Origin of the sequence: Paenibacillus massiliensis subsp. panacisoli DSM 21345 (genome assembly GCF_000426545.1) — a bacterium.
GTDB classification, from domain to species: domain Bacteria; phylum Bacillota; class Bacilli; order Paenibacillales; family Paenibacillaceae; genus Paenibacillus; species Paenibacillus panacisoli.
Map to the genome: position 1 here is coordinate 481,507 of NZ_AUFO01000001.1, position 14,596 is coordinate 496,102.

The following is a 14,596-nucleotide window of genomic DNA, read 5'->3' on the forward strand; positions in this document are numbered from 1 at the left end:
GACCAATAGAGCTACACGCATTAATTTGAGCACGAATAAACGGGCATTCAAGCATTCAAGAGTATCCTATTTACAATCAGATGATATCTTGCGAGGGAGAGTGTACACCATGGCAGCACCGATTATTAATGGCAAACAAGTATCTCAGGAGATTCTTGGCGATATCGCCAAAGAAACAGCAAAGCTGAAGGAGCAAGGCGTGCAACCGGGGTTGGCTGTAGTGCTCGTCGGAGAAGACCCTGCTTCCCAGGTCTATGTCCGTAGCAAAGAGAAGACCTGTCTAGATTTGGGATATCATTCGGAGGTTCATCGTCTTCCAGCTGAGACAAGCCAGGAGGATTTATTGTCACTGGTCGCTGAGCTGAATGCCAAGCAGGAAGTTCATGGGATTCTCGTGCAACTGCCGCTGCCTGCCCATATGGATGAGAAGGCGGTCATTAATGCAATCGCTGTGGAAAAGGATGTCGACGGCTTCCACCCAATCAATGTCGGTAATCTGGTCATTGGGGATGATAGTCTGTTGCCGTGTACACCGGCAGGGGTCATTGAGCTAATCAAACGTGCAGGTATTGATTGTGCTGGCAAGCATGCAGTTGTCATCGGACGCAGTAATATCGTCGGTAAGCCAGTATCTCTGCTGCTCCAGCGTGAGAATGCCACTGTTACGATGTGCCATTCCCGCACAGCTAATATGAAGGAGCTTTGCAAGCAGGCGGATATTCTCGTCGTTGCGATCGGTCGTCCCAAATTCGTCGATGCGAGCTTCGTGAAGCCCGGTGCGGTTGTCATTGATGTGGGCGTGAATCGCCTGGATAATGGCAAGCTTGCTGGCGATGTTGACTTCGAGAGCGTACAAGAGATATCTGGTCCAATTACCCCAGTACCAGGTGGAGTAGGTCCTATGACGATTACCATGCTGATGCAGAACACCCTGATTGCGGCTCGTCGTGCAAGCGGCCTGAAATAAGGGGCTGACTATGGGAGAGCAGAAAATCTTCTCGATCAAGGATCTGAATCGATATATACGCATGAAGCTGGAGTCCGATTCCATGCTGTCCGATGTGTGGATTCGCGGGGAGATATCCAACTTTACCCACCACTCCAGCGGTCATATGTACTTTACGCTGAAGGATGAGAGCAGTCGCATCAAGTCGATCATGTTCGCTTCTCACAATCAGCGTCTGCCGTTCGTGCCGAAGGAAGGTGCCCGGGTCATCGCTCGCGGTAACGTATCGGTCTATGAGCGTGACGGGCAGTATCAGTTCTACGCAACGCATATGCAGCCGGACGGAATTGGTAGTCTGTATCTTGCCTATGAGCAGCTGAAGAAGAAGCTGCAGGAGGAAGGGCTATTTGCCCCTGAGAGAAAGCGTCCTCTGCCACGTATTCCGGCTGTTATTGCTGTTGTGACCTCACCTACTGGAGCAGCAGTACGTGATATTCTGATTACACTTCGTCGCAGATATCCACAGGCAGAGGTGCATCTGTACCCTGTTCTGGTGCAGGGCAAGGGAGCGGCCCCATCCATTGTGAAGGCGATTGAGACGGTGAATCGACTGGCTGAAGCCGATGTCATGATTGTGGGACGCGGAGGTGGATCACTTGAGGAGCTGTGGGCATTCAACGAGGAGATCGTAGCTCGGGCAATCTATAGCTCAACAATTCCTGTCATTTCTGCGGTAGGACATGAGACGGATTTTACGATAGCTGATTTTACGGCAGATCTACGGGCTGCTACACCTACAGCAGCAGCAGAGCTGGCTGTACCTGACATTCGTGAGCTATCTGATCAAGTGCGTCAGTTCGTGTCACGGATGAATACGGCAGTGCAGCGCCGAGCGAGGTCTGAGCGTGAACGGTTGCAGCGACTGCAGCGTTCGCCTGTGCTGGTATTCCCGCGCAGATATATGTTACAGCATGCTGAGCGTATCGATGGTCTGCGTGAACGCCTACGTCGTGCGGTTCAAGGACGTGCGAGACTTCATGTAGAGCAAAATGCGCGTCTGAGGCATGCGCTGGAGCGGCATAACCCTCGCGAGCAGGTGCAGGGAGCAAGACGGCAGCTAGATAGTCTGCGTCGCCAACTGGAGCAGGCCATTCGTTCCGGAACCAAGGAGCAGACAGCCAGACTGGGGGCCCATATCCGCCATCTTGATGCCTTGAGCCCGCTCAAGGTCATGGGCCGGGGTTATAGTCTGGTGTATGACGAGGAAGAACGTACACTCATCAAGTCACTTACCGATGTGCAACCAGGAGACATGGTAAAAATTAAGCTGAGCGACGGGCAGCTCGACTGCCAGGTCTGGGGAATGAAGGAGGACGCGAAGAGCAGTGGCGAAGGAAACGGAGCTTAAATTTGAAGAGGCGATGGCCGCCTTAGAGGATATTGTCGGAAGACTTGAACACGGAGATGTGCCGTTGGAGCAGGCGATTGAGCTCTTTCAGCAGGGCATGAAATTATCTCAAGTGTGCAGTACCAAGCTGGAGCAGGTCGAGCGCAAGATTGAAATGATCGTAGAGGAGGACGGCGAGCTGCGCAGAAAGCCGTTCGGTGGGAACATCGAAGAGGGCGAGGGTGAGAATCTTTGAGTACGCAGCTGTCCTTTAAGCATTATTTACAGCAGGCCGCAGAGGCGGTCGAAGGCGCATTGCCGCATATTTTCCCTGCACATTGGGACATTCCTGTCTTGCTCAAGGAAGCCATGCATTATTCCGTAATGGCTGGCGGCAAACGCTTGCGTCCAGTGCTGGTATTAGCCGCAGCAGAAGCTTTTGGAGGTAGTCAGGAGGCTGCTATGCCAGTAGCCTGTGCTGTGGAGGTTGTTCACACCTATTCGCTGATTCACGATGATCTTCCTGCCATGGATGATGATGATCTGCGCCGTGGCAAGCCTACGAACCATAAGGTATATGGAGAGGCTGCTGCTATTCTGGCTGGTGACGCCTTGCTTACACATGCATTCTACTGCATTATTCAGGCAGGCAGACAAGCTGGCGTATCGGCTGATGTGCTGCTCGCGATCGTAGAGGAGCTGTCAGAAATGGCCGGAGCTCGTGGCATGGTCGGCGGTCAGGTAGCAGATATGTCTGGTGATCAAGGTATTACAAGCCTTGAAGAGCTTCAGTACATTCATCTGCATAAGACGGCGGATCTGATTATCTTCTCTTTACTCGCGGGTGGGCGAATAGGTGGTGCGAATGACCGACAGCTGGAAGCGCTGCGAACGTTCGGGCGTGATATCGGCTTGGCCTTCCAGATCCAGGATGATATCCTGGATCTGACCGGAAGCACGGACAAGCTGGGCAAATCAACACAAAGCGATGTAAAGCAGCAAAAGGTAACTTATCCTTACTTTATTGGGCTGGACGCCTCGGCTGAGGAAGTCGAGCGACTTACGCACTCTGCCAAGACAGCGATTGTGGAGGCTGGCATCCCAGATCCGACGCGCCTGCTGGAGCTTGCGGACTATCTGATGAAGCGCGATCATTAAGCTTGGGGAGTGAATAGCCTCAAGCGTGAGTCGTGGCTGTTAGAGTCGCACATTTTTGTGTGATATAATATGGATTATGTATTACATCAGGCAACATTAACAGATTCGACTACTTGAAGGAAAGCGGGGAGATTCGCGTGCTGCTTCCACACATAAAGCAACCAAGCGATTTGAAATCATTGTCTGTTGATGAGTTAGCTTCTCTCTCGGAGGAAATCCGGACATTTTTGGTGGAGAAGCTGTCTGTCACCGGAGGGCACTTGGCATCGAACCTGGGAGTGGTTGAGCTCACGGTCGCCCTGCATTATTGCTATGACAGTCCACAGGACAAAATGATCTATGATGTCGGGCATCAAGCTTATGTGCATAAGATACTGACGGGGCGTATGGACCGTTTTGATACCCTTCGCCAGCATGGGGGATTGTGTGGCTTCGTCAAGCGAAATGAAAGTGAGCATGATGTATGGGAGGCTGGCCATAGCAGTACTTCCCTGTCTGCTGCGATGGGGATGGCGTTGGCCCGTGACCTTAAGGGCGAGGACAACAAGGTCATAGCTGTCATTGGCGATGGAGCCTTGACAGGGGGGATGGCCTTCGAGGCCCTGAATCATATTGGTCACGAAGGCAAGAAGCTCATGGTCATTCTTAACGATAATGAGATGTCCATTGCTCCGAATGTCGGGGCTATGCATAATTATTTGAGCAAGATTCGATCTGACCGGCATTATCTAAGAGCGAAGGATGAGCTGGAGCTATTATTGAAGCGTATTCCAGCGATCGGGGGCAAGCTCGCCAAGTCCGCTGGACGGGTCAAGGATAGTCTGAAATACATGATGGTACCAGGTGTGTTGTTCGAGGAGCTGGGCTTCACTTATCTAGGTCCGGTAGATGGTCATGATCTGCCCAAGCTCATTGAGACCTTCCACCAAGCGGATAATGTGAATGGCCCTGTGCTGGTACATGTGCTGACAACTAAGGGCAAGGGCTACAAGCCTGCGGAAGCAGATTCACATAAATGGCATGGAATCTCGCCTTACAAGATCGAGTCTGGTCAGGTGCTTAAGTCTGTGGGTAACCCGATGTATACCGAGGTATTTGGTCAGACACTTATCGAGCTTGCGAAGCAGGATGAACGCATTGTCGCAGTAACGCCAGCAATGCCAGGCGGTTCAGGTCTGGTGCCGTTCTCGAAGGAGTTTCCCGACCGAATGATTGATGTGGGAATTGCCGAGCAGCATGCTGCGACGATGTGTGCAGCTCTGGCGATGGAGGGAATGAAGCCGGTCTATGCGGTGTATTCTACCTTCATGCAGCGCGCTTACGATCAGATCGTCCATGACATTTGCCGGCACAATGCCAACGTCATGTTCGCGATTGACCGTGCAGGCTTCGTCGGTGCTGACGGAGAGACCCATCACGGGGTCTATGACGTGGCCTTCATGCGCCATATTCCGAATCTGGTCATGATGATGCCGAAGGATGAAAATGAGCTGCGTCACATGATGAAGACAGCCCTGGATTACAATGACGGACCGATCGCATATCGCTACCCTCGTGTCAATATCTTGGGCGTCCCGCTGGATGAGGAGCTAAAGGCGATTCCAATCGGTTCATGGGAGTATCTGCGGCAAGGCGAAGGTTATGCAATTATCGCCGCAGGACCGATGCTGCAGGTTGCGACGGAAGCTGCAGATATCCTCAAGCGTGAGGGTCTACAGGTGCATATTATTAATGCCCGCTTCTTCAAGCCGCTGGACGAGGAGCTTCTACTGGAGCTTGCCCGCCAGGGAACGAAGCTGGTAGTTCTCGAAGAAGCGTCTGAAGCGGGTAGTCTGGGAAGCGCTGTGCTGGAATTCTATGCAAGACAGGCAAGCTTCGATATGCATATTCGTTTGCTGGGCATACCGGATTGCTTTGTTGAGCATGGCTCCATCAAGGAGCAAAGGGCTGAAGCAGGACTTACAGTAGAGTCAGTATGTTCAGAAATACGCTCCCTTGCTACAACCCAGACCTTCGGCTACGGGCAGTCAGTATAAGCAAGAATAGGGGTTAAATATGTCAGTTCCTAAAGAACGAATAGATATTCTGTTAGTTGAGCAAGGCTTCTATGACAGCCGTGAGAAAGCGAAGGCGGCAATTATGGCCGGGCTTGTGCTGGCTGGAGGAGAACGGATCGAGAAGGCAGGAATGAAGGTTCCGCGTGATAGTGAGCTGAAGGTAAAGGGTGCAGTGCACCCATACGTCAGTCGTGGGGGATTGAAGCTGGAGAAGGCGATTCGGGAGTTCCAGCTTCAAATGGATGGAAGAGTGATGCTGGATATCGGTTCATCTACTGGTGGCTTCACGGATTGCGCACTTCAGCACGGCGCATCCTATGTGTACGCCATTGACGTTGGATACAATCAGTTGGATTGGTCATTGCGCAATCATGAGCAGGTCTGCGTCATGGAACGAACGAATTTCCGATATACACAGCCGCAGGATTTGACGGGCCCCACTCCTGATTTTGCGAGTATTGATGTCTCGTTTATCTCCTTAAAAATCATACTTCCTCCGCTAATGAACCTGCTGAAGCGCCCCGCGGATATTGCGGCCCTCATCAAGCCACAATTCGAGGCGGGCAGAGAGAAGGTTGGAAAATCCGGTGTCGTACGTGATTCAGCGACGCACCGCGAGGTTCTGACAACGATTCTGAACTATGCTTCTGAGCTTGGATTATCACTTCAAGGTCTTACTTTCTCACCGATTACTGGCGGCGAAGGTAACATCGAATTCCTTGCTCATTGGAGATTGGAGCAGGAGGATACGACGGAGGGTGAGGGTTCGGGGATCCACGCTGCTTCTGGTACGAATGTTGACACGATTGCAGAAAATGATGAAGCAATTATTCAGAATACTGCAGTTCATGACCGGAAGGAACTGATTGACCAGGTTATCCGGCAAGCTAGTGAGACTTTTCAGGCAAGTGGTTCGCGCACGAAGTAACAAGGGTTCTCAAGGGTTCTCGTTCTGGGCTCTTGAGAGCTCTTTTTTTGTAAAGAAAAAAGCAATACAGTTTAGTGGTTGATAAAAGAACGCATGTTCGCTTATAATATGAATCAAGAGAACAAGGAATTCGGACGAACTGCCTAGAATGAATACTAGGTGGGCAGCTAGATTAGTAAGAAAGTCATCCGTATAGGGATATGGTAGAAAACGCAGTGCATAATGGTGAATAATTATACCAATGATGTCATGCGATTACATATTCTCTATCACATCTGGACATAGCTTGAACAGAAGCGCTTGGACGAGGTCGCAGATTGGCAACTAAGATGAGCAAGCACGACTGCTAACTAAGCTGAAAAGGTGGATACAGTCGAATGGACACGGGTTATGATTCAATACTCATGGTGTGCATAGCAGCAGGCTTACTGATCTGGGGCTATGTTGGACTGAGATACTGGCTGGAGCAGCCACGACGACGCCAGATGGAAGCGATTCCCCTTAATAACGAGATTCAGCCCGGGCCTGCAGTCGATATACTGGAGAAGGCTGGTTATGAAGTGGTAGGCGGTAAGATGAGGATTCCGCTCGCTTTTCTTATCGACAAGGAGACGGTGCACAGTCGGCTATATATGGATTACATAGCTGTAATGGATGATGACACATATATGGTTAAGACCTCAAGACGCAAGCAGCCGATGGAATGGAGCGGACCAGAGATGAGGGATAAGTATCTATCGCTCATGCTGATCTATCCCAGCTGTGCGGGAATCCTGTATGTCGATACAGATCAGGAAAGCATCAAGCGAATAGTCCTTGCGGAGGACCATGACCTGGACATGTATGATACGGAGTAGAACAGAATGAACACGGGAGGAATTATATGAAAGGCCAACGACATATCAAGATCCGAGAGATTATTACGAATCAAGAGATTGAGACACAGGACGAGCTGGTGGATGCGTTGCGTGCTTCAGGATTTCAGGTAACGCAGGCAACAGTATCTAGAGATATCAAGGAACTGCTGCTCATCAAAATTCCCATGGATGATGGCAGGTATAAATACTCGCTTCCGACGGACCAGCGCTACAATCCTGTGCATAAGCTGAAGCGGGCCTTGGTAGATAACTTCCTGCATATTGATATTACGGGGAATCTGATCGTCATGAAATGCTTGCCGGGTACAGCAAATTCGATTGCAGCTCTGCTGGATAATATCGAATGGCCTGAGGTCATGGGAACGATTAGCGGCGATGATACGATTTTGATCATTTGCCGTACAGATGAGAATAGTGTAACTGTCCGGGAACAGATTATGGCTTATATTTCCTGACACGCTAGAGGAGGACTAGACTTTGCTGGTATTATTGTCCATACGTAATTTGGCTGTTGTTGAATCGGTAGATGTTCATTTTCACCAAGGCTTTCATGTCCTTACCGGAGAGACCGGCGCAGGTAAATCCATTATTATAGATGCTCTAGCCTTAATCGCAGGCGGGCGGGCGACTGCAGATCTGGTTCGCTTCGGCTGTGAGAAGGCGGAGATGGAGGCCCTGTTCGAGCTGCCCTCCAATCATCCGGTCTGGCATACACTCGAGCATCTTGGTATACAGGGCACCCCCGAGGAGCATCTGCTTATAAGAAGGGAAGTTACTGTCCAGGGCAAGAGTACATCTCGGATTAACGGACAAATGGTGAATCTGAGCATGCTTCGTGAAGTCGGCGAGCAACTGGTGAATATTCATGGTCAACATGAGCACCAGAATCTGCTGCGGCCTGACAGCCATCTGGCGCTGCTGGATACATACGGAGAACCAACCATCGGACCCGTGAAGCAGCGCTATAGACAGCAATATCAGTCCTTTGTACAGGCGGAGAGGGAGCTTAGGGAGCTGCAGGCTTCTAGCCAGAAGTCATTTCAATTACTTGATATGTATCGTTTTCAACTGGAGGAGATTGCTGCAGCTCAGCTACAATCTGGGGAGGATGAATTATTAACCGAAGAACGGGTCAAGCTATCTCATAGTGAGAAAATGATGGGAGCCGTGGCAGGAGCGTACGATCTATTGCATAGTCGTGGATTAGACGCGGCAAGTCATGCAGCCATCATGATACAGGATATTGCTTCGTATGACAGCAAGGAATTGGCGCCCATTGCGGAGCAGATTCAATCTGCTTTTTACCAACTGGAGGATGCAGCCTTTCAGCTACGGTCATACCAGGAGAATATTGAATTCAATCCAATTCGACTGCAGGAGATCGAACAGCGACTGAATATGATTATGGGACTAAAGCGTAAGTACGGCGAAAGTGTTGAGCATATATTGCAATATTACCAGCAAATTGAGCAGGAGACAGATACGCTGGAAAACAAAGATGAGCGGCTGGACCAGCTAACTAAGCGTCGCGACGAATTGCTATATGAGCTATTAAGCACTGCTGATGAACTTACACAGGCCAGAAAGATGATTGCTGGAGAATTAGCGGCACAGGTCGAGCAAGAGCTCAAGGATCTGCAAATGGGACGAACATCTCTGCAAGTACGCATTGAGCCTATGGAGGACCCGAGAGGCTATGAATGGAATGGACGAAGATTGCGTCCAACCAAGCAGGGAACTGATAATGCAGAGTTCCTGATCTCGGCTAATCCGGGTGAGCCGATGCGTCCGCTCAGCAAGATTGCTTCTGGTGGCGAGATGTCCAGAATTATGTTGGCGCTGAAGAGTATATTTGCTCGGCACGATCAAGTGCCAGTGCTAATCTTCGACGAAGTTGATACCGGAGTCAGCGGAAGAGCGGCACAGTCCATTGCGGAAAAGCTGTTCCGTCTGTCTTCGATCTGTCAGGTGTTCTCCATCACACATTTGCCGCAGGTGGCTTGCATGGCTGACAGTCAGTATTTAATCGAGAAGAACATATCCGATAATCGCACCATGACGCATGTAGAGGAGCTGTCTGAGCAGGGCAGAGTCAAGGAGTTGGCCCGAATGCTGGGCGGTGTCGAGATCACTGAAAAAACCTTACATCATGCGCAAGAAATGCTCAATTTGGCTGCAGCCAAAAAGGAGGAAAACAGGCACCGGGACAATGATTGACAGTAATAAAAGCCTGGGGGCGAGGTTACCTTATAGGTACGCAATTGGCGACGACCTTTTCTCGTCAAGCGAAAGAAGCAAAGGGAGCGTGACAGCCATTGAATTTCAACTCCAGGAACAACCTGCCCGGTCTTTTGCTTGTCCTGCTATTATGTATGGTGGGTATCCTCATGTCCCAGCACGGTACTGCATCTGCCACAGCAAGTTCTCATAGTGCGAGTACGTGGGGGACCATTCCGAAATTATTATTACAACATTCCAGTGGGAGAGCCGAGCTAAGCCGACTGCCAGAGCTAAAGGTGTATCCTGGCGGACAAACAATTGGTGTCAAGGTAAAATCTGACGGCATCCTGGTCGTAGGACATCATCTGGTCAAAGGCGATAAAGAGCCATTATCTCCCGGTGAAGCTGCGGGCATCCGACTTGGAGATCGGATCACACGTATTAATGGTACAGTTCCAGATAATCTGATGTTGGTATCTCAGGCAGTAGAGCAGGCTGGAAAGCAGCATATCCCGCTTCAAATCACTTTGCAACGTGGCAGTGAACGTATACAGACCAAACTGATGCCGGCTTATGACCGTGAGGACAAGGCATGGCGCCTAGGTTTGTATATCAGGGATTCTGCAGCAGGGGTAGGAACGCTGACATTTTTTGCTCCTGATCACGGTGTTTATGGGGCACTTGGCCATGTCATCACAGACATGAATACACAGACTCCAATTGTCGTAGGTAGTGGTCAAATTGTACAATCGAATGTAACCTCCATCTCCAAGAGCCAAAATGGAGAGCCAGGCGAAAAACGAGCTCATTTTATGAAGAATAATAAGGTCTTGGGTACGATTGAACGTAATACGCAATTCGGCATATTTGGTAAAATGGCACTTCAGCCTGAGCATAGCCTGTATAAGCAACCCATACCGGTAGGTTGGGCAGAGGAAGTAAAGGAAGGTCCAGCTGAAATATTGACGGTTGTAGACGGTCAGTCCATTCAGCGCTTCAAGGCAGAAATCGTTCATGTAGCCAGTCAAGGCTCACCAGCAACTAAGGGTCTGGTAGTTCGAATTGTTGACTCCAATCTCATTGCAAAGACTGGTGGCATTGTACAGGGAATGAGCGGTAGTCCTATTATCCAGAATGGCAAGCTCATTGGGGCTGTGACTCATGTATTCGTGAATGATCCTAAGTCCGGTTATGGATGCTTCATCGAATGGATGCTACAGGACGCAGGCGTAGTTACTCACAAGCAAGGAGCACTCAAAAATCTTAAGGCGAGCTGATGCCTTAAGATTTTTTTTGTCGAAATGCTACAGATAAGATCGAAATTTCAAATAAATTATTTATTATAAAACAACTAGCGAAAAAAATAAATAAAAATAATTTTCGACAGAAGGAATTCAATAACTAATGTCGAAACTATATACTCCGAAGAAAAATACATGATAACCCAAATTCCTGTCAGAGAATAAAGGAGGAAGCACATTGCAAAAAATCGAAGTGCTGTTGGCTGATGACAACCGGGAGTTCACGAATTTGCTTGCTGAATATATATCGGATCAAGAAGATATGGAAGTAACGGGTATCGCCTTTAATGGTGAAGAAGTGCTCCAGCGTATTGAGGAGCTGCATAAGGTTCCTGATGTGCTGATTCTGGATATTATCATGCCTCATCTGGATGGACTTGGTGTCTTGGAACGCTTGCGTGAGATGAATCTTTCTCCTCAGCCCAAAATTATCATGCTGACAGCTTTTGGACAGGAAAACATTACGCAGCGTGCTGTTCAACTGGGAGCATCTTATTATATCCTCAAGCCATTCGATATGGAGGTACTGGCGAACCGTGTTAGACAGCTGGTGGGTCTGCAATCCGTTAGCTCGGCTTCAGCTTCGATCTCCAATCTAAAATCGAATGTGGTTCCCATGGGCAAAACCAAAAATTTGGATGCCAGTATCACCTCCATCATACATGAAATCGGCGTACCTGCGCATATTAAAGGATATCAGTATCTACGTGAAGCGATCACGATGGTGTATAACAACATTGAGATCCTAGGTGCCATCACGAAGACCTTGTATCCAGCCATTGCAGAGAAGTTCAAAACAACGCCAAGCCGCGTTGAACGCGCCATCCGCCATGCCATTGAAGTAGCCTGGACACGTGGGAACATCGACTCCATCAGCCACCTATTTGGCTACACCATCAACATCAGCAAGTCCAAACCTACGAACAGTGAATTCATCGCGATGGTTGCTGACAAACTGAGAATTGAGCATAAAGTGAGCTGAAAGGATTAGCTTCAACGCATAACATTAAGATATACAATTCGGTCTTTTGAGCTTTTTCTTTTAATTTGAGCTTTTGCTCATCTAAAGAACAATAGAACCCGTCAATGATGGTTAGAATGTCTAAGCATCATTGACGGGTTTTTAGCTTAGGTGCTGACTTACTTTCTTACGAACACAGAGTATCTTTCCGGATTAGCAAAGCCTACTTTTTCAGCCAGTCGAATAGAGGCCGTATTATGAATATCACAGTCCCATTTCGGTGTTAACTCTCGTTGTAGACACTCCACTATAAAAGCTTCAGCGTTGAACTGAGCCAGTCCTTTACCTCTAAACTGATCATTTGTCGCAATATCCACTTCTGCAAACGCTGATGATGAGAAAATGGAGATACATTCACTGGCATGTACGAAGCTTTGAGTAATGTCACTCTTAGTTATACAGTAACCGAAGCCCTTTTCCAAAAAACGTTCTACTGAGCCCCAATATTTGATTACATAAGACTCATTAAAGTCACTACTGTGCCGGAGGGTATCCTCATGGATCGGTTTACATTGAAAGTCGCTCGCTAAGCTTGAAATGCCTCTCCTTACAAAATCGTTCTCATTAAAACGAAAAGAGTACCTGTGTAGTGACCTTAGTTCTCCCGCAAATAATTCATTAATCCTGTCATCCCATGCCTGAGTCGGAGAGAATAGAGTGAATCTCTGGTTAGAATTCGTTCTCTGCATAAATATTTGTACCAGTAGGTCGGAAAAGTGATCGTTTTGTTCGTCCCCCACAGCTACATATATACCTGAGTTAGTCCCGATCAATAAGGAACCCTCGTCGTTAACGATATCTCCAGCAATATAATTATCTAATACAGAGTAAGCAAAAGTAGGGAGAACCTGATCCTTATTTTCTTCAATTATATTCCTACCGATCATAAACGCGTTCTCTAACATATCCAACAAGCTTCCTTTCATGATGCGGCGTTAATTATTCATTTTTATGGAGCTTCATTGCACTGGGCAAAGTTATAAATGTACAACTGTACAACAATTACTTGATGTCACTAAGGTGTATCCATTGATCCAGAATCTGCTCCGCATCCTCTTTTAGTAAATCCACACGGTAGTTGAGCTTTTTCTTGCGAAGCTTCTCCTCCAGCACATCAATGATGTGAAGCAGATCTACCTGGAACAGCTTCTGTTGCTCCTCCATAGGCAGCTCACCCTCTGCTCTTGTAAATAGACGTGTGATCTCCAATTTGAGCTCCCCTTTACGGGTGGATAGCTTTCCAAGCTATCTTTGTGTTTGCTCCAGCCGCGAGTAGACCCCTCAAGCTGCTGGAAGGTACGTGTTCGCAGCTCCGTATAATAAGCACCGTTGATCCATTTTCCGCGATGGCTTCTGCAGGTGTCAGGTCTTGACCCCAACCTGTGATGGCCAAGGCTTCACACACTCGTACGAGTTCATTCCATTCGATAATGTTCGTATAGTGGAAGAGACGGTGGTATTCTGCGATTAGCTGCGTCCGAAGCTCGTTCACGTCAGAAGCCGCTTGAATCTGCTTCGTAAGTTCCTCTAGTGTGTCAGTTGCGACGATGGATTTAATCATAGAGTTCTCCTTGGAAAAATGCGATATTGTAGAAAAAAGTGGATGATGAATTTCGTTGTATTAGTGTATCATATAAAAACTGGATTATATCTATCTTTCATATTTCCATTGTAATGTTATAAGTGCCGAGGAAGGCAGAGCTTGCCCCCGGAGTACTATAACTGATGCAGTCATATATTTATTAGTTTGGCTGTGATAATATCTCTTTCTGAATTGGGCCATGTGGAAGGGAAGCTATGGAAATGATAATCCAGTCGATGCTAGTTAGTTTAATTGTTATTGCAATTGTCTCCTATTATTTTATTCTGCCTAAGAAAGATCGGATTGCTTCCAATCAGATCCCTGAGTCGATGGTTATTCAAACCACAAACAAAGTAGAGCTTCAAAAGCATTATGAATGTGCTGCATTCTCTAGTGCATTGTTCTGAGGCACTTTGGAATAAAGGCTTTAAGATGAAAAAAGGCAGGGCTGTGAGGTGGAGCAATCGTTAGCGTAAGAGAGTTGCATTGCCATTACTTCGTCTAACAAATATAGTAGGAGGATTAATATATGGAGAGAATATATCTATCAAAACCTTCAATGCATTTGAAGGATGAATATTTGGACTTTTATCAGGAATGGATACAAAGTGGCGAAATGATAGTTCCCTGGGTTGTTAGTAGAGATCCATCTACATTTGAAGAAATGATAACATGGCTGAATGATAATGAAAGAGGGGTCCACCTTAAGGAAGGCTGGGTTTCAAATTCGACGTATTGGTTAGTTGCGCCAAGCCATAGAATTTTAGGTGCAGTAAACATAAGACATGAGTTGACGGAATTTTTGATCAGTAGTGGCGGGCATATTGGATATGGAATACGTCCATCAGAGAGAAGAAAAGGCTATGCGGCTCAATTATTGTATTTATCCTTGAAAGAAGCAAAAGCCTTAGGGATAGAAAAAGTTCTTGTTGTGTGTGATGAGGCTAATGTGGCTTCAGCACGAACTATTATTAGTAATGGGGGAATTGCAGATACGGATTTTATTGAAGAGGATGGGAACGTAATTAAGAGATATTGGATCGACAATTGAAACAGAACGGTCAATTAGGAGGCCTACAAGGAGGCTGTTGATCAGGCTATGAGGGAGCGTAATTTGA

The 14,596-nt window shown here is 47.9% G+C and carries 15 protein-coding genes; 12 read left to right on the plus strand and 3 right to left on the minus strand.

The window, feature by feature from the left end:
• Positions 1–109 precede the first annotated feature (109 nt).
• From folD to spo0A, 11 genes are all read left to right on the plus strand, one after another.
• The gene (gene folD / locus K331_RS0102100) at positions 110–967 is read left to right on the plus strand and encodes a bifunctional methylenetetrahydrofolate dehydrogenase/methenyltetrahydrofolate cyclohydrolase FolD (protein ID WP_028588986.1); all 858 of its coding nucleotides are present in this window, start codon (positions 110–112) and stop codon (positions 965–967) included.
• A 10-nt stretch (positions 968–977) separates the two neighbouring features.
• Entirely contained in the window at positions 978–2,354 is a 1,377-nt protein-coding gene (xseA, locus tag K331_RS0102105) for an exodeoxyribonuclease VII large subunit (RefSeq protein ID WP_028588987.1), read from the plus strand.
• Positions 2,332–2,589, plus strand: coding sequence for an exodeoxyribonuclease VII small subunit (gene xseB, locus K331_RS0102110; RefSeq protein ID WP_028588988.1), 258 nt, complete (start codon positions 2,332–2,334; stop codon positions 2,587–2,589). Before xseA ends, xseB begins: the two co-directional genes overlap by 23 nt.
• Complete coding sequence (locus K331_RS0102115) at positions 2,586–3,491, plus strand: polyprenyl synthetase family protein (protein WP_028588989.1); 906 nt, start codon at positions 2,586–2,588, stop codon at positions 3,489–3,491. Before xseB ends, K331_RS0102115 begins: the two co-directional genes overlap by 4 nt.
• Positions 3,492–3,628: 137 nt before the next feature.
• Positions 3,629–5,527, plus strand: coding sequence for a 1-deoxy-D-xylulose-5-phosphate synthase (gene dxs, locus K331_RS0102120; protein WP_028588990.1), 1,899 nt, complete (start codon positions 3,629–3,631; stop codon positions 5,525–5,527).
• A 19-nt stretch (positions 5,528–5,546) separates the two neighbouring features.
• Positions 5,547–6,476 carry a TlyA family RNA methyltransferase gene (locus tag K331_RS0102125; protein WP_028588991.1) on the plus strand — a complete coding sequence of 310 codons (930 nt, stop codon included), beginning with the start codon at positions 5,547–5,549 and terminating at the stop codon, positions 6,474–6,476.
• Positions 6,477–6,853: 377 nt separating this feature from the next.
• Positions 6,854–7,333 carry a hypothetical protein gene (locus K331_RS0102130; protein ID WP_018886372.1) on the plus strand — a complete coding sequence of 160 codons (480 nt, stop codon included), beginning with the start codon at positions 6,854–6,856 and terminating at the stop codon, positions 7,331–7,333.
• 26 nt (positions 7,334–7,359) lie between these two features.
• A complete protein-coding gene (ahrC, locus tag K331_RS0102135; RefSeq protein ID WP_028588992.1) occupies positions 7,360–7,809 on the plus strand; it encodes a transcriptional regulator AhrC/ArgR in 450 nt (149 codons plus the stop codon).
• 22 nt (positions 7,810–7,831) lie between these two features.
• Positions 7,832–9,571: a DNA repair protein RecN gene (gene recN / locus K331_RS0102140; RefSeq protein ID WP_028588993.1), complete on the plus strand. Its 1,740-nt coding sequence runs from the start codon at positions 7,832–7,834 to the stop codon at positions 9,569–9,571.
• Positions 9,572–9,669: 98 nt separating this feature from the next.
• Entirely contained in the window at positions 9,670–10,851 is a 1,182-nt protein-coding gene (spoIVB, locus tag K331_RS0102145; protein WP_028588994.1) for a SpoIVB peptidase, read from the plus strand.
• A gap of 202 nt (positions 10,852–11,053) precedes the next feature.
• Complete coding sequence (gene spo0A / locus K331_RS0102150; protein WP_018886368.1) at positions 11,054–11,857, plus strand: sporulation transcription factor Spo0A; 804 nt, start codon at positions 11,054–11,056, stop codon at positions 11,855–11,857.
• 158 nt (positions 11,858–12,015) lie between these two features.
• On the opposite strand, the gene K331_RS0102155 is transcribed toward spo0A, so the two are convergent.
• From K331_RS0102155 to K331_RS0102165, 3 genes are all read right to left on the minus strand, one after another.
• Complete coding sequence (locus K331_RS0102155; RefSeq protein WP_051289543.1) at positions 12,016–12,801, minus strand: GNAT family N-acetyltransferase; 786 nt, start codon at positions 12,799–12,801, stop codon at positions 12,016–12,018.
• Between the two features lie 97 nt (positions 12,802–12,898).
• Complete coding sequence (locus tag K331_RS0102160) at positions 12,899–13,105, minus strand: hypothetical protein (protein WP_028588996.1); 207 nt, start codon at positions 13,103–13,105, stop codon at positions 12,899–12,901.
• Between the two features lie 13 nt (positions 13,106–13,118).
• Positions 13,119–13,457, minus strand: coding sequence for a hypothetical protein (locus K331_RS0102165; RefSeq protein WP_028588997.1), 339 nt, complete (start codon positions 13,455–13,457; stop codon positions 13,119–13,121).
• Between the two features lie 550 nt (positions 13,458–14,007).
• On the opposite strand from K331_RS0102165, the gene K331_RS0102175 reads away from it, so the two are divergent.
• Positions 14,008–14,529, plus strand: coding sequence for a GNAT family N-acetyltransferase (locus K331_RS0102175; RefSeq protein WP_028588999.1), 522 nt, complete (start codon positions 14,008–14,010; stop codon positions 14,527–14,529).
• Positions 14,530–14,596: the final 67 nt, after the last annotated feature.